General features: G+C 68.9%; 19 protein-coding genes. 13 read left to right on the forward strand and 6 right to left on the reverse strand.

All coding sequences use genetic code 11. From position 1 onward, the window contains the following. Positions 1-10: 10 nt before the first annotated feature. Positions 11-1,861 (reverse strand): glycoside hydrolase family 15 protein, encoded by a 1,851-nt coding sequence (locus ACLHIH_RS02810; protein WP_411315190.1) that lies wholly within the window; start codon positions 1,859-1,861, stop codon positions 11-13. Here ACLHIH_RS02810 and ACLHIH_RS02815 point away from each other — a divergent pair. Both ACLHIH_RS02815 and ACLHIH_RS02820 read left to right on the forward strand, forming a co-directional pair. Then, on the forward strand, positions 1,846-3,282 hold the full coding sequence (locus tag ACLHIH_RS02815) for a glucose-6-phosphate dehydrogenase (protein WP_411315191.1): 1,437 nt from the start codon (positions 1,846-1,848) through the stop codon (positions 3,280-3,282). The genes ACLHIH_RS02810 and ACLHIH_RS02815 overlap by 16 nt on opposite strands. 9 nt (positions 3,283-3,291) lie before the next feature. After that, positions 3,292-3,795: a DUF427 domain-containing protein gene (locus ACLHIH_RS02820; RefSeq protein WP_411315192.1), complete on the forward strand. Its 504-nt coding sequence runs from the start codon at positions 3,292-3,294 to the stop codon at positions 3,793-3,795. A gap of 46 nt (positions 3,796-3,841) precedes the next feature. Here ACLHIH_RS02820 and ACLHIH_RS02825 read toward each other — a convergent pair whose 3' ends face one another. Continuing rightward, positions 3,842-4,888 (reverse strand): App1 family protein, encoded by a 1,047-nt coding sequence (locus ACLHIH_RS02825; protein WP_411315193.1) that lies wholly within the window; start codon positions 4,886-4,888, stop codon positions 3,842-3,844. A 154-nt stretch (positions 4,889-5,042) separates the two neighbouring features. On the opposite strand from ACLHIH_RS02825, the gene ACLHIH_RS02830 reads away from it, so the two are divergent. The 5 genes from ACLHIH_RS02830 (at position 5,043) to ACLHIH_RS02850 (ending at position 9,234) form a co-directional block, all read left to right on the forward strand. Further along, positions 5,043-5,687 (forward strand): TetR/AcrR family transcriptional regulator, encoded by a 645-nt coding sequence (locus ACLHIH_RS02830; RefSeq protein WP_411315194.1) that lies wholly within the window; start codon positions 5,043-5,045, stop codon positions 5,685-5,687. Positions 5,688-5,882: 195 nt separating this feature from the next. Next, positions 5,883-6,767 carry an ABC transporter ATP-binding protein gene (locus ACLHIH_RS02835; RefSeq protein WP_411316296.1) on the forward strand — a complete coding sequence of 295 codons (885 nt, stop codon included), beginning with the start codon at positions 5,883-5,885 and terminating at the stop codon, positions 6,765-6,767. After that, positions 6,764-7,513 (forward strand): ABC transporter permease, encoded by a 750-nt coding sequence (locus tag ACLHIH_RS02840; protein ID WP_411315195.1) that lies wholly within the window; start codon positions 6,764-6,766, stop codon positions 7,511-7,513. The genes ACLHIH_RS02835 and ACLHIH_RS02840 overlap by 4 nt, the downstream gene beginning before the upstream one ends. 8 nt (positions 7,514-7,521) lie before the next feature. Further along, complete coding sequence (locus ACLHIH_RS02845) at positions 7,522-8,289, forward strand: ABC transporter permease (protein ID WP_411315196.1); 768 nt, start codon at positions 7,522-7,524, stop codon at positions 8,287-8,289. Then, positions 8,290-9,234 (forward strand): glycine betaine ABC transporter substrate-binding protein, encoded by a 945-nt coding sequence (locus ACLHIH_RS02850; protein WP_411315197.1) that lies wholly within the window; start codon positions 8,290-8,292, stop codon positions 9,232-9,234. It abuts the gene before it with no gap. A 34-nt stretch (positions 9,235-9,268) separates the two neighbouring features. On the opposite strand, the gene ACLHIH_RS02855 is transcribed toward ACLHIH_RS02850, so the two are convergent. Together ACLHIH_RS02855 and ACLHIH_RS02860 are read right to left on the reverse strand one after the other, a co-directional pair. Next, positions 9,269-9,928 (reverse strand): DedA family protein, encoded by a 660-nt coding sequence (locus ACLHIH_RS02855; RefSeq protein WP_411315198.1) that lies wholly within the window; start codon positions 9,926-9,928, stop codon positions 9,269-9,271. Then, a complete protein-coding gene (locus tag ACLHIH_RS02860) occupies positions 9,925-10,767 on the reverse strand; it encodes an aminotransferase class IV (RefSeq protein WP_411315199.1) in 843 nt (280 codons plus the stop codon). Before ACLHIH_RS02860 ends, ACLHIH_RS02855 begins: the two co-directional genes overlap by 4 nt. A gap of 110 nt (positions 10,768-10,877) precedes the next feature. Here ACLHIH_RS02860 and leuS point away from each other — a divergent pair, with 110 nt between their 5' ends. The 4 genes from leuS (at position 10,878) to holA (ending at position 17,674) form a co-directional block, all read left to right on the forward strand. Continuing rightward, positions 10,878-13,442 (forward strand): leucine--tRNA ligase, encoded by a 2,565-nt coding sequence (gene leuS / locus ACLHIH_RS02865; RefSeq protein ID WP_411315200.1) that lies wholly within the window; start codon positions 10,878-10,880, stop codon positions 13,440-13,442. Positions 13,443-13,550: 108 nt separating this feature from the next. Next, positions 13,551-14,219 (forward strand): ComEA family DNA-binding protein, encoded by a 669-nt coding sequence (locus tag ACLHIH_RS02870; RefSeq protein WP_411315201.1) that lies wholly within the window; start codon positions 13,551-13,553, stop codon positions 14,217-14,219. Then, positions 14,216-16,561, forward strand: coding sequence for a ComEC/Rec2 family competence protein (locus ACLHIH_RS02875; RefSeq protein WP_411315202.1), 2,346 nt, complete (start codon positions 14,216-14,218; stop codon positions 16,559-16,561). The genes ACLHIH_RS02870 and ACLHIH_RS02875 overlap by 4 nt, the downstream gene beginning before the upstream one ends. 81 nt (positions 16,562-16,642) lie before the next feature. Continuing rightward, positions 16,643-17,674, forward strand: a complete 1,032-nt coding sequence (gene holA, locus ACLHIH_RS02880; RefSeq protein ID WP_411315203.1) for a DNA polymerase III subunit delta — start codon at positions 16,643-16,645, stop codon at positions 17,672-17,674. A gap of 94 nt (positions 17,675-17,768) precedes the next feature. Here the strand turns inward: holA and rpsT are convergent, their stop codons facing one another. Beyond that, complete coding sequence (gene rpsT, locus ACLHIH_RS02885; protein ID WP_411315204.1) at positions 17,769-18,035, reverse strand: 30S ribosomal protein S20; 267 nt, start codon at positions 18,033-18,035, stop codon at positions 17,769-17,771. Between the two features lie 197 nt (positions 18,036-18,232). Further along, positions 18,233-18,952, reverse strand: coding sequence for an alpha/beta fold hydrolase (locus ACLHIH_RS02890; RefSeq protein ID WP_411315205.1), 720 nt, complete (start codon positions 18,950-18,952; stop codon positions 18,233-18,235). Between the two features lie 47 nt (positions 18,953-18,999). On the opposite strand from ACLHIH_RS02890, the gene ACLHIH_RS02895 reads away from it, so the two are divergent. Continuing rightward, a complete protein-coding gene (locus tag ACLHIH_RS02895; RefSeq protein ID WP_411315206.1) occupies positions 19,000-20,199 on the forward strand; it encodes a pyridoxal phosphate-dependent aminotransferase in 1,200 nt (399 codons plus the stop codon). Between the two features lie 93 nt (positions 20,200-20,292). Then, positions 20,293-22,140, forward strand: a complete 1,848-nt coding sequence (lepA, locus tag ACLHIH_RS02900; protein ID WP_411315207.1) for a translation elongation factor 4 — start codon at positions 20,293-20,295, stop codon at positions 22,138-22,140.

A 22,140-nucleotide genomic window follows, 5' to 3' on the forward strand; every position in this document is an offset into this window, starting at 1 on the left:
GCGTCTCGGGTCAGCCGTGCGTGACGGCGGGAATCCCCGCGGCCGCGGCGGCGATCGCGTCGGCCGCCCGCACGAGCGTGAGATGGGTGAGCGCCTGAGGGGTGTTGCCCGCCTGCCGGCCCGCGCCGACGTCGTACTCTTCGCTCAAGAGGCCGACATCGTTGGCGAACGAGAGCAAGCGCTCCATGAGCGTTCGGGCGTCGTCGACGCGTCCGCTTCGCGCGTACTGCTCGACGAGCCAGAACGAACAGCAGAGAAACGGATGCTCACCGCCCTCGAGGCCGTCGACGCCTCCGTCGGTGCTGTAGCGCGCGAGCACGCCCTCGGTCATGAGCTCGCTCTCGATCGCGGCGACGGTGCCGAGCATCCGCGGGTCCGTCGCCTCGAGGTACCCGACTTGCGCGAGCTGCAACAGGGAGGCGTCGACACCGGTGCTCCCGTAGTACTGCGTGTAGGTTCCGCGCTCCGCGTCGAATCCGTGGGCCTCGATCTCGTCGCGGATCGCCGATCGCAATCGTCGCCACCGGTCCACCGGCCCGTCGAGCCCGTGCACGTCGACCGCTTCTATCGCGCAATCGACCGCGGCCCACAGCATGACGCGCGAGTGGGTGAAGTGGCGCAGCGGCCCCCGCACCTCCCAGATGCCGTTGTCGGGGCGCTGCCAGTTCGCCTCCACGACCGTCATGAGCGCACGCTGCAGAGGCCAGGAGAAGCGCGTCTCCTCGATGCCGACCCTGCGTGCTTCGCGCAGGGCGATCATGACCTCACCGAACACATCGGCCTGATACTGCTCGAAGGCGTCGTTACCGACGCGCACGGGGCTCGCTCCGTCGTACCCGGGGAGGGAGTCGATTTCGCGCTCGGTGAGGCGACGCTCGCCCGCGATGCCGTACATGATCTGCACGTCTTCGGGGTCGCCCGCGATCGCCCGCAGCAACCATCCCCGCCACGATTGGGCCTCGTCGGTGAACCCGTGGTCGAGGAGCACGTGGAGGGTGAGCGCCGCATCGCGCAACCACACGTAGCGGTAGTCCCAGTTGCGTGATCCGCCGAACTGCTCGGGGAGGCTCGTCGTGACGGCCGCGACGATGCCGCCCGTGTCGGAGTGGCTGAGCGCACGCAAGACGACCAGCGATCGGTGCACCTCGTCGCGGTAGCCGGGAGTCGGGGAGCACCGGGCCGCCCACTCGCGCCACCACGCGACGGTCGCGTAGAGGGCGGTGTCGACGTCGACAGGGCCGGGGGTCTCCCGGTGCGAGGCGAACCACCGCAGCTCGAGATCGACGACTTCACCCTCGGTGACCGTGAAGGATGCGCGGTGGCTGTCACCGTCTGCGTGCAGCCGCGGACCGCCCCGCACGCACAGAGCGTCGGGGCCGGCGATCGCGACGAGCGCGTGTCGACCGTGCCCGGAGGTGGTCTGCCGCATCCACGGGAGCGCGGCGGCGTAGTCGAATCGCACGGAGAGTTCGTGCGTGAACTCGACGCTTCCGCGCACACCCCGCACGCGCCTCACGACGTCGGTGTGGTGGTCGCCTCGCGGCATGAACTCGGTCACTTCGGCCTCGCCCGTCGCGGTGACCCAGCGCGTCACGAGCACGAAGGTGTCATCGAGGTAGTGCCGCGAGGTCTCGACGACGACGCCCGCGGGTGCGAGCAACCACCGACCGTGCGTGTCGTCGCCGAGGAGAGCCCCGAAGGTCGACGCCGAGTCGAACCTCGGGAGGCACAACCAGTCGATGCTGCCGTCGCGAGCGATGAGAGCCGCGGTGCGGCAATCGCCGATGAGCGCGTAGTCCTCGATCGGGGAAGGCATCCGCTCATCCAACCAGTTAGCGTTGTCGGATGGAATCTCCCACACGCTCGTTCGTCATCCTCGGCGCCGGGGGAGACCTCACAGCGCGCCTCCTCCTCCCGGGCGTGGCGCAATACCTCGCGAGCGCTCGCGGTCTGCCCGTGCAGCTCGTCGGCGCCGGACTCGACGAGATGAGCCCCGAGGCGTGGAAGGAGCGCGTGAGCGCGTCGTTCGCGGCGAGCGGTGCGAGCGGCGACCTCGTCGATGCCGCCCTCGAGTCGACCGTCTACGTGCAGACGGACGTGACGGATGCCGCCGCCCTCGCCGCCCTGCTCGAGCAGTGTGTGGGCGTGCCCGCCCTCTATTTCGCGCTCCCGCCCGCCGTGACGATCGCGTCGTGCGCGGCGCTCGAGGGCGTGTCGCTTCCCGATGACACCGTGTTCGCTCTCGAGAAGCCCTTCGGAACCGACCTCGAGAGCGCCAAGCAGCTCAACGCGCAGCTCGCCAAGCTCGTTCCCGAGAGCCGCATCCACCGCGTCGACCACTTCCTCGGTAAGTCGACCGTGCTCAACCTGCTCGGCTTGCGGTTCGCCAACCGCATCTTCGAGCCGCTGTGGAGCAGCCAGCACATCGAGCGGGTCGAGATCGTCTTCGACGAGACCCTCGCCCTCGAGGGCCGGGCGGGCTACTACGACAAGGCCGGCGCCCTCGTCGACATGATTCAGAGCCACCTGCTGCTCGTGCTCGCTCTCGCGACCATCGAGCCGCCGTCGAGCGTCTACGCCGACGACCTGCGCGGGGCGATGGCGCAGGCCCTGCGGGCGACGCGCGTCTGGGACGACGACGCCGTCGCGTCCTCTCGCCGCGCGCGGTACACCGCGGGCACGATCGACGGCAGAGGCCTCCCGGCATACGAGACCGAGGACGGCGTCGAACCCGCGAACGAGACCGAGACCCTCGCGGAGATCGTCGTGGCGATCGACAACTGGCGGTGGGCGGGGGTGCCCTTCGTGATCCGCTCCGGCAAAGCTCTCGACGACATGCGCAAAGAGATCATCGTGACCTTCAAAGAGGTCCCGCACCTGCCGTATGGGTTCGAGGGCAAAGCCGGGCCCGAGCGCTTGCGCATCGCGCTCACGCCCGATCGCGTCGAGCTCGACATCAGCATCAACGGCGAGGGTGATCCGTTCAGTCTCGACAGCGTGAGTCTCGCGACGGAGTTCGGCGCGGGAGACCTCGGACCCTATGGAGAGGTGCTTGCGGGCATCCTGTCGGGAGATCCGACACTCTCCGTGCGCTCGGATGCGGTCGAGGAGTGCTGGCGCATCGTCGAACCCGTGCTCGCCGCTTGGCGTTCGGGCTCGGTCGCCCTCGACGACTACGCCGCGGGGTCCAAAGGACCCGAGGTCTGGAACGACGGTTTCGCCCTCGCTCCCTATCGCCGTTCCGACGCGGACTCCCAGGGGGATCGCCGCCGACAGGCATAACCTCGCGGCATGAGACGAGAGCGCATCGTGCGGACCGAACCCGGACCCGGCCAGGAATCGGTGTGGGATTACCCGCGGCCTCCGCGAGTCGAAGCGGTCGACGATCGCGTGACCATCACCCTCGGCGGTGTTCTCGTGGCCGACACCACTCGCGCTCAGCGCGTGCTCGAGACGAGTCATCCGCCCGTCTTCTACATTCCGGAGGACGACTTCGCTGCGGGGAGCCTCGAACCCGCCCCGGGGAGTTCGTGGTGCGAGTTCAAGGGGCGCGCGCGCTACCTGAGCGTGCGCGGAGGAGACGTCGTCGCGGAGAGCGCCGCGTGGACCTACCCGACGCCGACCCCCGCGTTCACCTCGCTCGCCGGGACCATCGCCGTCTATCCCGGCCGGATGGACCGCTGCACCGTCGGAGACGAGACGGTCACCGCGCAGGACGGCGACTTCTACGGCGGCTGGATCACCTCGACCGTCGTCGGCCCGTTCAAGGGGGCGCCCGGAACGCTCGGCTGGTGACGCGCGACCCTCGCCGCCGGAGATGCGCCGTGACGTCGCCCGCGCGCTAGAGGATTCCGGCCTTCTCCAGCTGCTCGGCGAGCCCCGCGCCGTCGGGGGCGAAGAACCACGGCGCGTGACCCTCGACGGTGCGGGCCTCCGCCCTCGACCGCCCACCGGCGAGCACGGCCTCGCTCGTCGAGAGCTGCCGGATGCACACGGCCTTGACGTTCTCGGGATGACTCTCCAGGAAGTTGCCGTAGGTCGTCTCGTCGTGCTGGCCGTCGTCGCCGATGAGAAGCCACTTCATGCTCGGAAACTCATGGGCGAGTCGCTCGAGGGTCGACCTCTTGTGGTCGGTGCCGCTCCGGAACCAGCGGTCGTGGGTCGGCCCCCAGTCGGTCAGGAGCAGGGGACCCGCGGGGTAGAGGTTGCGCGAGAGAAAGCGCGTGAGGGTCGGGGCGACGTTCCACGCGCCCGTCGAGAGGTAGATCGCCGCAGCGCCGCGATGCTCGCGCGTGAGGCGCTCGTAGAGCACGGCCATTCCCGCGACGGGTCTGCGCGCGTGCTCGTTGACGACGAAGGTGTTCCACGCTGCCAGGAACGGGCGGGGGAGGGCGGTGACCATCACGGTGTCGTCGATGTCGGAGATGATGCCGAAGTCGACGCTCGTGTCCACGACGAACACGGGAGCGTCGACAGGGTCGGAGCCCTCGCACGTGATCTGCGCGGTGTGCCAGCCCGGCGCGAGCTCGACCTCGATGCGCGCGTCGATCACGCCGCCGCGGTCGGCGACCACGGCGTGCTCCGTGCCGTCGATCGTCACGACCACGTCGACATCCGTCACGGGCACGCTCGTGAAGCTGCGCCAGCCGCGGATGCTCGCGTAACCCCCGTTCTTGACCGACCGGGTCGTGAGCAGAACGCGACCGAGCACGCGCACCCACCCGGGCGCTCCATACCCCGTGTAAGGGATGACCGTCGGCTCGAGGCCGCGACGGCGCGCCCGCTTCTCGCGGAAGTCGTGGAAGGAGTCCTCCATGCGTGCGGCGAAGTGGATGATGGGCTCCGCCGCGGCCGCCGCAGTGGGCACGCCCTGTCGAGTTTTCGCCATGCGGCCAGTCTTTCACGCGCCACCCCCGTATTCAGGCGGCACGGGGCGGGACGGGGGCGCCGGGAGGGCGCCGATGAGGGTCTCACGCAGTTCGAAGCGGTATCATCCACACGTATTGCGCAAGCAATTCTGCTCCCCGAACAAAGGAGTCGCCGTGTCGACTGCAGCCCGCTCCGAAACCCCGTCGAGCGTGCCTCTGTTGCGCAACGCCCCCGTGCAAGCGCGCAGCAATGCCCGACTGACCTCGCTGCTCGACGCGGCCGCCGCGGTCATCGCCGAGTCGGGGTACGAGAGGCTCACGACGGCCATGATCGCCGAGCGCGCCGGTTCCTCCATCGGAACCGTCTACCGGTATTTCCCCGAGCGCATCGCGGTGCTCCACGCACTCGCGGCCCGAGCGATGGAGCGTTTCGAGTCCGACGGCGTGCCCGCGATCGAGGCGGGCGCGCGGCGATCGTGGACGGCGGCGGTCGACGCGCTCGTCGAGTTCTGGATCGATCAGAGCCGTGTCGAACCGGGGTTCCGCTCGCTGCGATTCGGCGATGTCCTCGACCTCCGCCCTCGAGAGACGGAGGTCGCGGCGAACGCCGTGATCGCGTCGCGCGTCGCAGACATCCTCCGCTCCGAATCCGCACTCGAGTCGAGTGACATCGAGCCGGCGCTCGAGGTCGCGATCGAGATCTGCGACGCGCTCGTCGCTCGGGCATTCGCGTTCGACGGCGAGGGAGACGACGTCTTCGTCGCCGCCGCGAGATCGGCTCCACGCGACTATCTGCTGTCGCGGTTCCCGGCAGCCTGAGCCCCCCTCGGGGCCGGATGCCGACTCGTCGGCGTCCGCTGGCCGATTCGCGAACCCCCTCGCCGCGGGAGCCTGCGAAACATCACAGATCGCTGCGAGAGGCTCGCGTCGTTTGCCGGTCTCTCGCTCGAAGTGGTTATGTTGTTCCTCCGGCACGTGTCGATTCGTGACAACCCACGAGGAATGAGCCCACCTATGATCGAGTTCCGCTCGGTGACAAAGCAGTTCGCTGACGGAACGGTCGCGGTAGATGACTTCTCCCTCGTGATCCCGTCGCACAAGGCCACGGTCTTCGTGGGATCGTCCGGCTGCGGCAAGACGACGATCCTCCGCATGATCAACCGGATGATCGAACCGACGTCGGGGCAGATCCTCATCGACGGCGTGGACATCTCCCAGACGCCCAAGGTCGGATTGCGACGCAGCATCGGGTATGTCCTCCAGGCCGCGGGGCTCCTGCCTCACCGCCGGGTCGTCGACAACGTCGCGACGGTCCCCGTGCTCAACGGCGTTCCGAAAGCCCGGGCGCGAGCCGAAGCGCTCGACCTGCTCGACAAGGTCGGCCTCGACCGCTCGCTCGCGACGAAGTATCCGCGGCAGCTCTCCGGCGGTCAGCAACAGCGCGTGGGTGTCGCGCGGGCGCTTGCGAGCGACCCGAACATCCTGCTCATGGACGAGCCCTTCGGCGCGGTCGACCCGATCGTGCGTGCCGACCTGCAGGTCGAGCTCAACAGGCTGCAGCGCGAACTCGGCAAGACGGTCGTCTTCGTGACACACGACATCGACGAGGCATTCACGCTCGCCGACCAGGTCGTCATCCTCAAGAAGGGCGGGGTCATCGCGCAAGCGGGCTCGCCCGGCGAGATCCTCGCGAACCCCGCAGACGATTTCGTCGCGAGCTTCATCGGGGCGGACAAGGGCAAGCGCGAGCTCCACCTGCAGGAGCGTGTGGGAGACAACGGCACCACCCTCGTCGTGGATCGCGACGGCAGACCGGCGGGTATCCTCGCGCCGAACCCCGAGGCGAAGGCCGGCCGAACGGCGCCGGGTGCGAATGCGCAGGGTGCGGACGCGTCGTGAACTGGGCGCTGTCGAACATCGACCTGATCCTCGAGGTGACGCTGACGCACATCCGACTCGCGGTCATCCCGATCGTGCTGAGCTTCGTGCTCGCGATTCCCCTCGGATGGCTTGCGAACCGCAACGCGACACTGCGCTCGATCGTCATCACGAGCGGAAGCCTGCTCTACACGATCCCGTCGCTGCCGCTCTTCGTGGCCCTCCCGGTCATCATCGGAACCCGTGTGCTCGACGAGACGAACATCATCGTCGCCCTGACGATCTACGGCGTCGCCGTCATGGTGCGATCCGCGGCCGACGCGCTCGCCTCCGTCAACCCCGCGACCGTCGACGCCGCGAGCGCGATGGGGTTCTCCACCGCGGCACGATTCTGGCGCGTCGAGTTGCCCCTCGCCGGACCCGTGCTGCTCGCGGGCATCCGGGTCGTCTCGGTCTCGACGATCGCCCTCGTGTCGGTGGGGAGCATCATCGGTTCGCGCAACCTCGGATACCTGTTCCTCAACGGTCGGCAGAGAGACATCATCGAGGAGGTCGTCGTCGGGATCGTCATGACAGCGCTCATCGCGATCGTCTTCGACGTGATCCTCGTGCTCGTCGGGCGCGCGCTGCTCCCGTGGAACCGCAAGGAGATCGCTGCGGCGACGGGTGACGCGGTCGTCGCCCCCGACACCCGGGCGCCCACGCCCGTCGGTTCGTCCCCCGCCGGTTCGGCGTCCGCGCGTGACTCGGGGGGTGTCGACCGATGAATCTCATCATGAGCGCCCTGCAGTGGTTGTTCGACCCGGCGAACTGGGCGCCGGGCGGGCAGAGCCCCTTCCCCATCGGCGACCGCATCCTGGAGCACCTGGCGTACACCGCGATCTCGGTGCCGATCGCCGCGCTCATCGCGCTGCCTCTCGGCTTCTACATCGGGCACACCGGTCGCGGGCGGCAGTTCGTGATCGCGGTCACCGGCGCCGCGCGGGCGCTCCCCGCGCTCGGTGTCCTCATCGTCGTGACGATGTTCCTCGGCGGCTTCCTGTCGTTCACCGTGGGAGCGTTCCTCGGCTCGATCCTCGCGTTCGTCATCCTCGCCATCCCCTCGGTGCTCGCCGGGGCGTACTCGGGGCTCGAAGCGGTCGACCGCCAGACGATCGACGCCGCCCGAGCCAACGGGATGACCGAGCTGCAGATCCTCGTGCAGGTCGAGATCCCCCTCGCGCTCCCGCTCATCGTGGGCGGCATCCGCTCTGCGGTGTTGCAGGTGGTCGCGACCGCGACGATCGCCTCCTACGCGGGGCTCGGGGGGCTCGGCCGCATCATCTCCAACGGCATCGGGCTCAACGACTACGACCGCATCCTCGGCGGTGCGATCCTCGTGATCGCGCTCGCCCTCGTGCTCGACGCCGTCTTCGCCGCGCTGCAGCGGGCGACAGCCACGCGCGGTGTCACGCCGAACAAGCGAGAAGAGAAACGCAGACTTCGTGAGCAGTCAACCGGACAGCTCGCGCAGGTGGGTTCGCCCACCGACGAAGGGAAATGAATGATGTTCACAGCACACAAGAAGGGCCGAGTCGCGCTCGTTGCGATCGTGGCAGGAGCGACCGTCGCTCTCGCAGGGTGTTCCAGCGCCGACCCCACGGCCCCGTCCGACGATGTCGCGAGCGGCGACACGATCGTCGTCGGATCGTTCGCCTTCCCCGAGAGTGAGATCCTCGGTGAGATCTACGCTCAGGCACTCGAGGCCGAGGGATACGAGGTCGAGACCTCGTTCAACATCGGGCCCCGCCAGCAGACGATCCCCGCCCTCCAGGACGGGTCGATCAACCTCATCCCGGAGTACAACGGCAACCTGCTCGCGTACTACGACACCGAGTTCGAGGAGCGCACGACCGAAGACGTCGATGCCGCGCTCGTCGACGCGATCGCCGAAGACGACCTCCAGATCCTCGAGTCGGCCGAAGCCGAAGACAAAGACGCCTACGTCGTCACCTCGGAGACCGCCGACGAATTCGGTCTCGAATCGATCGGCGACCTCTCGGAGCTCGTGCCGTTCACGCTCGGCGCCAACCCGCAGTTCGGTGACCTCGGCTACGGGATCCCCGGACTCCGCGACGTCTACGGCGTCGGCACCGACTCCGGCGACGTGACCTTCCTCCCGATCGAGGACTTCGGCGGACCCGACACCGTGCGTGCGCTCGTCGACGGCACGGTTCAGGTCGCGGACATCTACACGACGTCTCCGGCGATCGTCACCGAGGATCTCGTCGTGCTCGACGACCCCGAGAACCTCATCGCGGCGCAGAACGTCGTTCCGCTCCTCGCCTCGAGCGTCTACAGCGACGAACTCGCCGAGGTGCTCAACGGCATCTCCGCCGAGCTCACCACCGACGACCTCATCGCGCTGCGCGACCGGGTCGAGGGTGACGAGCAGGCATCCCCGTCGGTCGCGGCGGCGGACTGGCTCGACGAGAAGGGTCTCATCTGACGATCGGATGAGAACACGCGAGGGGCTCGGTCGACTATCGACCGGGCCCCTCGTCGTTGACGAGCATGTGTCGCTCCTCGCGGCGTTCGAGCACCTTCTTGACGACGACGACCACGAGGGTGAACGCGATGAGGATGCCGACAAAGATGTAGGCCGCCCCGTGCAGGCTGTCGGCGAGCTCGCGATACGTGCCCCCGGCGGCCGCACCGACGGACACGTACGCGGCGGACCACAGGATGCACGCGGGGATGGTCCACGCCATGAAGACGCGATAGCGCATCGTGCTCATGCCGACGGTGAGCGGGATGAGCGAGTGGAGCACAGGCAGGAATCGCGAGATGAAGACAGCGATGCCTCCTCGTCGCCCGAGGTAGTTCTCGGCCCGCACCCAGTTCTTCTCGCCGATGCGAGCCCCCAGCCAGCTCGCGCGGATGCGCGGCCCGAAGTACCTCCCGAGGGCGAAACCGATGCTCTCACCGCACAGGGCCCCGACGACGACGGCGATGAGGAGGGCGAAGTACTCGAGCACACCGTCGACGGCCGTCGCCGAGACGATGACGATCGAATCTCCCGGAACGACGAGGCCGATGAGCACGGATGTCTCGAGCATGATGCCGATGCCCGCGAGGAGAGTGCGGAGCACCGGATCGACGTCTTGCACGAAATCGAGGATCGTGCCGAGGAGGTCATTCACGCCGCCACCGTACCGATCGGACGTGACAACCTGCCGAGTCTCGCCCGCCACAGCGCGAGTCGCCCGGGTAGCTCGGCGGGAGAGGGTCCATCGACCCAGCTCGCGACGATGCGGATGCCGTGCAGCGCGTTGACGGCCCAGATCTCGAGCCCGTCGAGATCGGCGGGGGTCGCCGGGTCGTGGATGACCTCGACCCCGAGGGCGGCCGCGAGGGCGAGGATCGACGCCTCGGTCACGCTCGGGATGCGCTCGAGATCGGCGGGAGGGACGCACAGGGTGTCACCGCGCCACCACAGGAGAGACGAGTACCCGCCCTCGACGACGAGGCCCTCGGGAGAGAGCAGCACGATCTCCTCGGCGCCGCGCGCCCTGCCCGCGTCGCGCGCGGCCGCGAGAGCCTCGAGATCGGGGCCCTTGACCGTCGGTGTCGATCGCGGGTCGTGCCCGAGATGTGTCGCGACCGTGACGGAGAGCGCGCGATCGGGCGCCGGTCGCAGAATGAATCGTGCGAGCAGGCCGCCTCCCGTATCGCGCAGCTCGACCCGGGGAAACCAGTCGCCCTCGAGGGGCACACGGTCGATGACCGCGCCCCAGAACGCGTCGAGGTCGAGGTCGAGGTCAGGGCCGGCGCCGGGCCCTGTCGCGGCCGCGACCGCGGCGTCGAACCGAGCGCGGTGCACGGCTATCGCCGCGACGGCGCCGTCGGACACGAGCCACGAGTCCGCGGCCACCACGGGCCACGCGGCGGTGGGCGTGTCGGGGGCGTCGTCTGCCTGCTCGACGAGCTCGCCGGACGACCACGAGAAGGTTCGGCGTGCGACATCACGATCGGCGACCATGAACATAGGGTAGAGCGGCTCGCGGGCACGAGAAAACGCGCTGCCGCGCGTTTAGTAGCCTTGACCGGGCGCAGCGTCGCCCACACCCCCTTGCACCGAAGGAAACACTCATGGCACACGACCAGACGCACGACGAGCAGGGCGGCTACGACATCGCGGCCCTGCAGGAGAAGTGGCTCGCACGGTGGGAAGAGCTCCGCCCGTTCGCAACCGACGATCCCGACGACAAGCGCCCGCGCAAATACATCATGGACATGTTCTCCTACCCCTCGGGAGACCTCCACATGGGGCACGGCGAGGCCTACGCCCTCGCAGATGTCGTCGCGCGCTACTGGCGCCAGCAGGGGTTCAACGTGCTGCACCCGGTCGGATGGGACTCCTTCGGACTGCCCGCCGAGAACGCCGCCATCAAGCGCGGAGTCGACCCCCGCGAGTGGACGTATGCGAACATCGCCGAGCAGAAGGCCTCGATGCGCCGCTACGCGACATCCGTCGACTGGGACAGGGAGATCGCGACGAGCGATCCCGAGTACTACAAGTGGAACCAGTGGCTGTTCCTCAAGCTCTACGAGAAGGGCCTCGCCTACCGCAAGGAGAGCTGGGTCAACTGGGACCCGGTGGACCAGACCGTGCTCGCGAACGAGCAGGTGCTCGCCGACGGAACCTCCGACCGCTCGGGCGCCGTGGTCGAGAAGAAGAAGCTCACGCAGTGGTACTTCAAGATCACCGACTACGCCGACCGTCTGCTCGACGACCTCAACCAGCTCGAGGGGTCGTGGCCCGCGAAAGTCATCACGATGCAGCGCAACTGGATCGGTCGTTCGGCGGGAGCCGACGTCGACTTCGTGATCGAGAACCGGGAGGAGAAGCTCACGGTCTTCACGACGAGGCCCGACACCCTCCACGGGGTGACCTTCATGGTCGTCGCTCCGGACTCCGACCTCGCCGCCGAACTCGTGCGCGACGCGACACCGGAGATCAGACACGCTTTCGCCGAGTACCTCACCGCGGTGCAGAAGACGAGCGAGATCGATCGTCAAGACGCCACGCGCGAGAAGACCGGTGTGTCGCTCGGTCGGTTCGCGATCAACCCCCTCAACGGCGAGCGCATCCCCATCTGGGCCGCCGACTACGTGCTGAGTGACTACGGCCACGGCGCCATCATGGCCGTGCCCGCGCACGATCAGCGCGACCTCGACTTCGCCCGTAAGTTCGGGCTCCCGGTGCGCGTCGTGCTCGACACGAACGCGCCCGTCACGGGTGCCATCCCCGTCATCCCGCTCGACGACGAGGGTGTGCCGGTCTGGCCGGACGACCAGCCGGCACTCGACCCCGCGAGCACGGGAGTCGCGCTCGTCGGCGAGGGACGGATGATCAACTCCGGGCCCCTCGACGGGCTCAGCAAGTCGAACGCGATCCGCCGGGTCACCGAGCAGCTCACCGCCGCCGGAACGGGGCGCGCCGCGAAGAACTACCGCTTGCGCGACTGGCTCATCTCGCGCCAGCGCTACTGGGGCACCCCCATCCCGATCATCCACGGTGCCGACGGCGAGCTGGTTCCCGTTCCCGAAGACCAGTTGCCCGTCGTGCTTCCGCCGACGGAGGGTCTCGACCTCAAGCCGAAGGGATCGTCGCCCCTCGGAGCGGCCACAGGGTGGGTCGAGGTCGAGCATCCGGTCACGGGGGAGAAGGCCCTCCGCGACCCCGACACCATGGACACCTTCGTCGACAGTTCGTGGTATTTCCTGAGGTTCTTGAACCCGAAGGACGGCTCCATGGCGTTCGACCCCAGGGAGGCCGACAAGTGGGCTCCCGTCGACCAGTACGTCGGGGGAGTGGAACACGCGATCCTGCACTTGCTCTACGCGCGCTTCATCACCAAGGTGCTCTTCGACCTCGGATACGTGAGCTTCACCGAACCCTTCAGCTCGCTGCTCAACCAGGGCATGGTGCTCTCGGGCGGCTCGAAGATGTCGAAGAGCAAGGGCGGGGTGAGCCTCGGCGGCGAGATCGAGAAGTACGGCGTCGACGCCATCCGGCTCACGATGGTCTTCGCGGGCCCTCCCGAAGACGATATCGACTGGGAGAGCGTCTCTCCCGCCGGGGCCGCGAAGTTCCTCGCCCGGGCCTGGCGTCTCGCCGATGATGTGACGAGCGCGCCCGACGTCGACTGGAAGAAGGGCGACGTCGCGTTGCGTCGTGCGACCCACCGGTTCCTCGCCGACGCGCCGGGGCTCGTCGAGTCGTTCAAGTTCAACGTCGTCGTCGCTCGCCTCATGGAGCTCGTGAACGTCACGCGCAAGGTCGTGGACTCCGGGGCCGGCGCGGGCGACCCCGCCGTTCGGGAAGCGACGGAGACGGTCGCTCTCGCACTCAGCCTCTTCGCGCCGTACACGGCGGAGGAGATGTGGGAGAAGCTCGGCTACCCCGCATCGGTCTCGCACTACGGCTGGCGCAAGGCCAACCCCGTGCTGCTCGTGGAGGAGGCCGTGACGGCCGTCTTCCAGGTCGACGGCAAGGTGCGCGACCGCGTCGAGGTGACCCCCAAGATCGGCAAGGACGAGCTCGAGGAGCTCGCTCGCGCGTCAGCCGGGGTGACGCGAGCGGTAGGGGAGCGGGAGATCGTCACGGTCGTCGTGCGCGCCCCGCGCCTCGTCAACATCGTTACCCGCTGACCCGGGGGGCGGCCTCGAGCCGCCCCTCCCCAGCGACATCCTGCCCGCGTGAGTCACCGCGTCGCACTCGCGGGCGTGCCGGGGCACACGCCGGTCTAGCGTTCCGACATGTCCTCGGCCGCCCGACTCGTCGCGGCGCCCCGGTCGCGCGTGCGCACGACCGTCGGTGCCGTGCTCGTGCTCGTGCTCGTCGCGGCGGTGACAGCGGTCATCGTGTTCTCCCTCGGCCACCGAGGCAGCACGACGGTCATCGAGCCGGGTCAGGCTCCATCGGACGCAGTGGATGCCGACGGGTCGCCGTCGGGAGACACCACGGGCTCCGACGGCACCCCGAGTGCGCTCTTCGTGCACATCCTCGGGGCCGTGAGCGACCCCGGCCTCTACGAGCTCCCGTCCGGGGCTCGTGCCGTCGATGTCGTCGCCGCTGCCGGAGGGTTCACCGACGATGCCGACCGGGCGGGTGTCAACCTCGCGCGACTCGTGTCCGACGGCGAACAGATCGTCATTCCCGCGGTGGGCGACGCCCCGCCCGTCGCCGGCCCGGGAGGCTCTCCTCCCGCGGGCATCGGTTCGGGCGGGGGCGACGCTCTCGTCAATCTGAACACGGCGGACGCCGCGGCCCTCGACACTCTCCCGGGTGTCGGACCGGCGACGGCGGCGAGCATCCTCGAGTGGCGGGAGACCAACGGCAGGTTCGAGTCGGTCGAAGATCTCCTGAGTGTGAGCGGAATCGGCGAGAAGACCTTCGCCGACCTCGAGCCACTCGTGACGATATGAGAGGGGATGCCCGACTCGCGGTGCCCGCGGCGGTCGCGTGGGTCACGACGGCCGTGAGCATCGGCGCCCCGTCTGCCCTCGCGGTCGTGGCGGTCGTCGCGTTCGGGGCCGCCGGTGCCGGTGCCGCGACCGTCCTGATACTCCGCTCGGGCCGACGGCGCGGAGTCCTGGCTGTCGTCACCCTCGCTGCGGCCGCCACGGGCCTCATCGTCACGAGCGCTGTCGCGACCGCCCCGCACCGGTCGCCCGAACCGCTCGAGGCCGCCGCTCGAGAGGGCCGCTTCGTGTCGCTCGTCGTGACCTCGGAAGAAGAGCTCGTCGGCGCGAGCACCTCGTGGCTCGCCACGGCCACGCGAGCAGACATCGGAGCGGAGTCGACGATCGTGCGGGTGCCCGTGCGGATCGTCGGGGGCGTGGTCGCGCCGAGCACCGACGGGGGCGACCGCGTCGCGCTCGGCTCGACCCTCGAGGTCCAGGGCACGCTCATGTCGACCGACCCCGCCGACGCGACGCCGTTCGTCGTGTTCGCGCCGGGGGAGTCCCGGGTGCTCACGCGACCGGAGGGGATGCTCGCGGCGACGAGCGCACTGCGGGCGGGTTTCCACGATCTCGCGATCGCTCTCCCGGGAGACGGGGGAGCGCTGCTCCCCGGCCTCTCGATCGGCGACACCTCGGCCGTCGACGACACCCTCGACGGCGCGATGAAATCCAGCTCGCTGAGCCACCTCACGGCGGTCTCCGGGGCGAACTGCGCGATCGTCGTCGGGCTCGTCATGGCGATCGCCGGGGCCGCGCGCGCTCCGATGCTCGCGCGGATCGCGCTCGCGGTCGTGGCGCTCGGAGGTTTCGTCATTCTCGTCACGCCGGAACCCAGCGTGCTCCGCGCGTCGGTCATGGCCGTGACCGTGCTCCTCGGCATCACCTCCGGTCGGGCCTCGCGGGGCCTGCCGGTGCTCGCGCTCGCGGTGATCGTGCTGCTCACCCTCGATCCGTGGCTCGCCCGCGACTTCGGGTTCGTGCTGTCGGTGCTCGCCACGGCCGGTCTTCTCGTCGTCGCGGCGCCCGTGAGCGACGTGCTCTCGACCGTCATGCCGCGCGCGCTCGCCGTCGTGCTCGCCGTGCCCATCGCGGCTCAACTCGCGTGTCAGCCCGTGCTCATCCTCCTCGAACCGTCCATTCCCGTGCTCGGCGTCCTCGCCAACGTGCTCGCCGCTCCCGCGGCACCCGTCGCGACCATCGTCGGGCTCGCGGCGTGTCTTCTCGAGCCCGTCATCCCCGCGGTCGCGACGGGACTCGCGTGGATCGCCTGGGTGCCCGCGGCGTGGATCGCGGCGGTCGCGACGGCGGTCGCCGCGTCACCGTTCGCGACCGTCGAGTGGACGCCGGGACCCACGGGCGCACTCGCCCTCGCGGGCGTCACGCTCGTCGGGCTCCTCGGCGTTCTCGCGCTGCGGTCGGAGCGTCGTCGGATCCGCTTCGCCGGCGTGGCGGTTCTCTCGGTGTGCGTCGTCGTCGGTTCGACATCGGGCGTGACCTCGCGCGTGCTCGAGCACGTCGATCGCCCTCACGACTGGACGATCGCGGCGTGCGACGTCGGTCAGGGCGACGCCATGGTCGTGCGCAACGGGGGCGAGGTCGCCCTCATCGACACCGGTGCCGACCCGCTCCTCCTCGACGCGTGCCTCGGGGATCTCGGGATCGATACGATCGACCTCCTCGTGCTGACGCACTTCGACCTCGACCACGTGGGCGGGGTGCCCGCGGTCATCGGCCGTGCAGCCCGCGTGCTCACGGGTCCTCCCGACGACGACGCCGAAGCGCTTCTCCTCGACCTCCGGAGAGGTGGAGCCGACGTCGACGAGGTCCGTGCGGGGCAGACGGGCACTCTGGGGGAGCAGACCTGGGGTGTGCTGTGGCCCCCCTCGCGAGCGCAGACACCCGCGGGCAACGACGCGAGTCTCGTGATCCACTGGAACGGCGATTGTGCTACGTGTGCGAGCGCTCTCTTCCTCGGCGATCTCGGCGAAGAGTCGCAGCGGAGGCTCCTGGGCGCCAACGCGATCACGCCCGTCGACGTCGTCAAGGTGGCGCACCACGGCTCGAGCGACCAGAGCGCCGAGCTCTACGACACTCTCGCCGCCGCCCTCGCACTCATCGGGGTCGGCGAGAACGACTACGGGCATCCCAGCAGGCGTTCCCTCGACATCGTCGAGAGCACCGGCGGCACGGTCGCGCGCACGGATCGGCACGGACTCGTGCTCGTGACCAAGCAGCGCGACGGGCGTCTCACGGTGTGGAGCGAGCGCGCGAGCGGCTCGGACGATGTCGGCGATGCGGATTAGGGTTGGGGGCGTCGCTGACCTGAACCCACCCGACGACACCCGACGACACCCGACGACACCCGACGACACCCGAGGAGACGCGTGGCCGCGAAGACCGCGAAGACAGCCAAGAGTGCCGCCGCGATCCCGCAGCTCGACTGGACACGCATCCGTCCCGCGCCCGTCGTGCTCGTCTCGGGCACCGAGGGGTACCTCGCCGACAGTGCCATCCGCAGTCTGCGCGACCTGTTGCGCAGCGAAGACCCCACGATCGAACTCCACGACATCGAGGCCGACGGCTACGGCTCGGGCGAGCTCATCACCCTCGCGAGTCCGTCGCTCTTCGGCGAGCCCCGATTCATCCGCGTCACGGGGGTCGAGAAGTGTTCCGACGCGTTCATCGTCGACGCCCTCTCGTACCTCGCCGACCCGGCGCCCGACACCTACCTCGTGTTGAGGCACGCGGGCGGGGTGCGGGGCAAGAAGCTCCTCGACGCCATCCGCGGAGGGCTCGGAGGTGGCGTCGAGATCGTGTGCACCGAACTCAAGGGCGACCAGGAGAAGGCCCAGTTCGTGGCGGGTGAGTTCGCGGCGGCGGGCAGGCGCATCACGACGGGTGCGGTGCGCGCTCTCGTGTCGGCGTTCTCAGGCGACCTCGCCGAGCTCGCCTCCGCGTGCCGTCAGCTCCTCGCCGACGCGAGCGACGAGATCACGGAACAGACCGTGAGCACCTACTACTCGGGGCACCAGGAGACATCGGCCTTCGCCGTGGCCGACGCGGCGATCGCCGGTCGCCACGGCGAGGCCCTCGTGTTGCTGCGGCACGCGATCGCGTCGGGGGCCGACCCCGTTCCGATCGTCGCGGCGTTCGCGATGAAGCTGCGCGCGATGGCCAAGGTCTCGGGCAGACGCGGGGGGTCGGGCCAGATCGCCTCGCAGTTCGGCATGGCGCCGTGGCAAGTGGATCGCGCGAGGCGCGACCTCCAGGGCTGGGACGACACCGGTCTCGGCCGCTGCATCACGGCCCTCGCCGAAACGGATGCCGCCGTCAAGGGTGGTGGGCGGGACCCCGTCTTCGCCCTCGAGGTCATGGTCGCGCTCATGAGTTCGCGCGGTGTCGACCCGCGGCACTGACGGTTTCGTTCCCGAGCCGCCCGGAGGCCGAGGCAACGAGAGAAGGCCCCGTCGATGACGGGGCCTTCTCTCTGCGGCCCGGAGGCCTGAGGGGTTACGCGGAGAGCGACGCGACCTTCTTGGCGATGGCCGACTTGCGGTTCGCGGCCTGGTTCTTGTGCAGAACACCCTTGCTCGCAGCCTTGTCGAGCTTCTTCGAGGCGACGACGAGAGCGGCGGTGGCCTTGGCGGCGTCACCGGTGGCGATCGCCTCGCGGGTCAGACGAACGGCCGTCTTGACCTCGCTCTTCACCGCCTTGTTGCGCTCCTGCGACTTCTTGTTGGTACCGATGCGCTTGATCTGCGACTTGATGTTTGCCACGTGATTACCTTCTGTTGTATCGAATAGTTGTCAGGCACCCGGAACGGCCTGGAACACCGGGGTCCGGCTGCATTTCGCACTTCCACCGGTCCGGGTGTCACCCGAGTCGAATGGTGCGCGCAAGCCAACCAGTGACATTACCAGTTGGTGAAGACATCCGGCAATCGACGCGGGGCGAGTCGCACCTGCGATCGCCGCTACGGAGCGGCGACCCGGCGGTATTCGTCGAGCAGTTCTCGCGTGAACCGGTCCGGGTGCGTGACCGACACCATGTGCGTCGCCTTCGGCACCGTCACGAGCCGCGCGGCGCGGGCGGCGCGGAGGTAGCGCGCGGCGTGCCATCGCACGTGGTCGAGCCTGCCGTTCACGAAGAGGATCGGCGCGGCGATCCCCGGCAGCGCGGCGACCGGGTCGAGGTGCACGAGATCGCGCAGCACGTCGTCCATGACATCGAGGGCGACGCCTCCCGCGATGACGTCGGTCGCCCCCGGTTCCGGCACGAAACGGCGGACCATGAGGTTGTTGAGAGCGAGACCCTGATCGGGCAGCCGACGGATCATCTTCGCGAGCACCCGCCACGCGCCGATGACGAGAGGCGTCGGCGTGGTTCCGCAACTCGCGGCGAGCAGGCCGCTCACGCGCTGCGGTCGCGCGTCTCGAGCGAGGTACTCGATCGCGAGGTAGCCACCGAGCGAGAACCCGACGAGGTAGGGCGGGGGGCCCGGAGCGGCGTCGACGGCCTCGCCGATCGCGTCGAGCGCACCGCGCATCGTGAACCTCTCGCCGCGGCGCGACCCGTGCCCGGGGAGGTCGAGGGCGACAGCGGGGATGCCCGCGGCCTCGAGTTCGGCGAGCTGGTGCCGCCACATCGTGGCCGACGTGCGCAAGCCGTGCACGAAGATCACGGTGGCTCGCATCCGGCGATCGTATTCGGCTCGCCTGGGGGGAGCGCTAGCGTGACAGCATGCCGTCGCTCGCATCCCACATCTCCTCGGTGCCCCCCTCGGGCATCCGCCGCATCTACGAGCTCGCCGTCGAACTCGACGACGTCATCTCGCTCGGGGTCGGCGAACCCGATCGAGCCGTGGCCCCGCACATCCTCGCGGCGGGTGCCGCCGCGTTCGTCGACGACGTGACGAACTACACCCCCAACGGCGGGATGCTCCCGCTGCGCGCGGCGATCGTCGAGAAGCTCGCTCGGGAGAACGGCATCGAGGTCGACCTCGAGCAGGTCTGGGTCACCGTCGGTGCGACCCAGGCCCTGCACCAGGCGATGGGCCTCATGCTCGATGCGGGAGACGAGATCCTCGTGCCCGACCCCGGCTACACGACGTTCACCATGAGCGCGCGCATGCTCGAGGCGGTCCCCGTGCCGTACTCGCTCCTCGCCGCCAACGATTTCGCTCCCGACGTCGACGAGCTCGAGCGGCTCGTGTCGCCGCGCACGAGAGCGATCGTCGTCAACAGCCCGAGCAACCCACTCGGGTCGGTGCTCGACGCCGCGCAACTGACCGCTCTGCTCCAGTTCGCTCGCGCGCACGACCTGTGGGTCTTGAGCGACGAGGTCTACGAGTACTTCACCTACGGCGCCGAGCACACGAGCATCGCGAGTCTCGACACCGACGACCGCGTCTTCTCGGTGTTCTCGCTCTCGAAGACCTACGCCATGACGGGACTCAGGGTGGGCTACCTCGTGACCCCTCCCGGGCTCGCGTCGACGATGCGCACGGTGCAGGAGGCCACGGTGTCGTGCGTCACGGCGCCGGCGCAACTCGCGGCCATCGCGGCACTTCTCGGCGACCACCAGCACGTCGCCGACTCGAAAGAGCACTACCGGGCGAACCTCGAGGCGGCGTGCGCTCTTCTCGACGAGCGCGGCTTCGCCTACTTGCGGCCGACCGGCGCCTTCTACCTCTGGATCGACATGCAGCACGCGACCGACGGTGACGTCGCGGGGTGGGCCGAGAGGTTTCTGCTGCGCGACCGTGTGGCCGTCGCCCCCGGGAGCGCGTTCGGCCGATCGGGGGAGGGCTGGATCCGCGTGTGCCTCGCGGCCGACCCCGCCGATGTCGTCGAAGCGCTCGGGCGGCTTCCGGCTCCGGGAGCACGCTCGATCGCGACCGACCGGACACCGCCACGCGGCGACATCGGGGGAGCGGTCTGACCCGCTGACCGCAGACATCCGCCCCTGGTCGGGTGCGCGCGGGGATGATGGGACAATCGAATGTCCAGTTTGCCCGCACCACCAGAGGAACGTGTGTCTCCCATAGCGAAGAAGGCCCTGCAGCCTGCGGCGACCGACCCCGCTTTCATCCGCAACTTCTGCATCATCGCGCACATCGACCACGGCAAGTCGACGCTCGCCGACCGGATGCTGTCGATGACCGGGGTCGTGAGCGATCGCAACATGCGCGCGCAATACCTCGACCGCATGGACATCGAGCGCGAGCGCGGCATCACGATCAAGAGCCAGGCAGTGCGGATGCCGTGGCAGCTCGGCGATCAGACCTACGCGCTCAACATGATCGACACCCCCGGTCACGTCGACTTCACCTACGAGGTCTCTCGGAGCCTCGCCGCGTGCGAGGGAGCCATCCTGCTCGTCGACGCGGCTCAGGGCATCGAGGCGCAGACTCTCGCGAACCTCTACCTCGCGCTCGAGAACGACCTCACGATCATCCCCGTGCTCAACAAGATCGACCTCCCCGCGGCTGAGCCCGAGAAGTACGCCGCCGAGCTCGCAAGCCTCATCGGCGGCTCGCCCGACGACGTCTTGCGCGTGAGTGGCAAGACCGGAATGGGGGTCGAGGCCCTCCTCGATCGCGTGACGGCGTTGATCCCGGCACCGGTCGGTGACCCGGATGCCGCGGCCCGCGCGATGATCTTCGACTCCGTCTACGACTCCTACCGCGGCGTCGTCACCTACGTCCGGATGATCGACGGCCACCTGTCGCCGCGCGAGAAGATCCAGATGATGTCGACGCGCGCGACTCACGAGATCCTCGAGATCGGCGTCAGCTCGCCTGAGCCGACGCCGAGCCAGGGTCTGGGGGTCGGCGAGGTCGGCTACCTCATCACGGGTGTGAAAGACGTGCGCCAGTCGAAGGTCGGCGACACGGTGACGACGGCGCAGAAGCCCGCGACCGAGGCGCTCCCCGGCTACACCGAGCCTCTCCCGATGGTCTTCTCGGGGCTCTACCCGATCGACGGCTCCGACTACCCGGTGCTGCGTGAAGCACTCGACAAGCTCAAGCTCTCCGACGCCGCGCTCGTCTACGAGCCGGAGACCTCCGTGGCTCTCGGGTTCGGCTTCCGTTGCGGATTCCTCGGTCTCCTGCACCTCGAGATCGTCACCGAGCGTCTCGAGCGCGAATTCGGTCTCGACCTCATCGCGACGGCGCCGTCGGTGATCTACGAGGTCACGACCGACGACAAGAAGACGGTGACGGTCACGAACCCGAGCGAGTTCCCCGGCGGCAAGATCGCGTCGGTGAGCGAGCCCATGGTCAAGGCGGCGATCCTCGCCCCCAAGGACTACGTCGGCGTCATCATGGAGCTGTGCCAGAGCAGGCGAGGCAACCTCCTCGGCATGGAGTACCTCGGTGAGGACCGCGTCGAGATCCGCTACACGATGCCGCTCGCCGAGATCGTCTTCGACTTCTTCGACAACCTGAAATCCAAGACGGCGGGCTACGCCTCGCTCGACTACGAGCCCATCGGCGACCAGGAGTCCGACCTCGTCAAGGTCGACATCCTCCTCCAGGGTGAGCAGGTCGACGCCTTCAGCGCGATCGTGCATCGCGACAAGGCCTACGCGTACGGCGTGCTGATGACCGGTCGGCTCCGCGAGCTCATCCCGCGTCAGCAGTTCGAGGTTCCGATCCAGGCGGCGATCGGTGCGCGCATCATCGCGCGCGAGAGCATCCGCGCGATGCGGAAAGACGTGCTCGCCAAGTGCTACGGCGGCGACATCACCCGCAAGCGCAAACTGCTCGAGAAGCAGAAGGAGGGCAAGAAGCGCATGAAGATGGTCGGCCGCGTCGAGGTTCCGCAGGAGGCCTTCATCGCCGCGCTCTCGGGCGACGTCGAGAAAAAGGCGAAGTAG

Origin of the sequence: Marisediminicola sp. LYQ134, assembly GCF_046599635.1 — a bacterium.
Taxonomy (GTDB): domain Bacteria; phylum Actinomycetota; class Actinomycetes; order Actinomycetales; family Microbacteriaceae; genus Marisediminicola.

Coding starts and splice junctions, on each gene's coding strand:
- ACLHIH_RS02860 (WP_411315199.1), bottom strand. CDS start 10,767: ATGGTCGCCGATCGTGATGTCGCACGCCGAACCTTCTCGTGGTCGTCC.
- ACLHIH_RS02835 (WP_411316296.1), top strand. CDS start 5,883: ATGATCGAGTTCCGCTCGGTGACAAAGCAGTTCGCTGACGGAACGGTC.
- ACLHIH_RS02845 (WP_411315196.1), top strand. CDS start 7,522: ATGAGCGCCCTGCAGTGGTTGTTCGACCCGGCGAACTGGGCGCCGGGC.
- ACLHIH_RS02850 (WP_411315197.1), top strand. CDS start 8,290: ATGATGTTCACAGCACACAAGAAGGGCCGAGTCGCGCTCGTTGCGATC.
- ACLHIH_RS02815 (WP_411315191.1), top strand. CDS start 1,846: ATGGAATCTCCCACACGCTCGTTCGTCATCCTCGGCGCCGGGGGAGAC.
- ACLHIH_RS02875 (WP_411315202.1), top strand. CDS start 14,216: ATGAGAGGGGATGCCCGACTCGCGGTGCCCGCGGCGGTCGCGTGGGTC.
- ACLHIH_RS02825 (WP_411315193.1), bottom strand. CDS start 4,888: ATGGCGAAAACTCGACAGGGCGTGCCCACTGCGGCGGCCGCGGCGGAG.
- ACLHIH_RS02890 (WP_411315205.1), bottom strand. CDS start 18,952: ATGCGAGCCACCGTGATCTTCGTGCACGGCTTGCGCACGTCGGCCACG.
- ACLHIH_RS02895 (WP_411315206.1), top strand. CDS start 19,000: ATGCCGTCGCTCGCATCCCACATCTCCTCGGTGCCCCCCTCGGGCATC.
- ACLHIH_RS02820 (WP_411315192.1), top strand. CDS start 3,292: ATGAGACGAGAGCGCATCGTGCGGACCGAACCCGGACCCGGCCAGGAA.
- leuS (WP_411315200.1), top strand. CDS start 10,878: ATGGCACACGACCAGACGCACGACGAGCAGGGCGGCTACGACATCGCG.
- ACLHIH_RS02870 (WP_411315201.1), top strand. CDS start 13,551: ATGTCCTCGGCCGCCCGACTCGTCGCGGCGCCCCGGTCGCGCGTGCGC.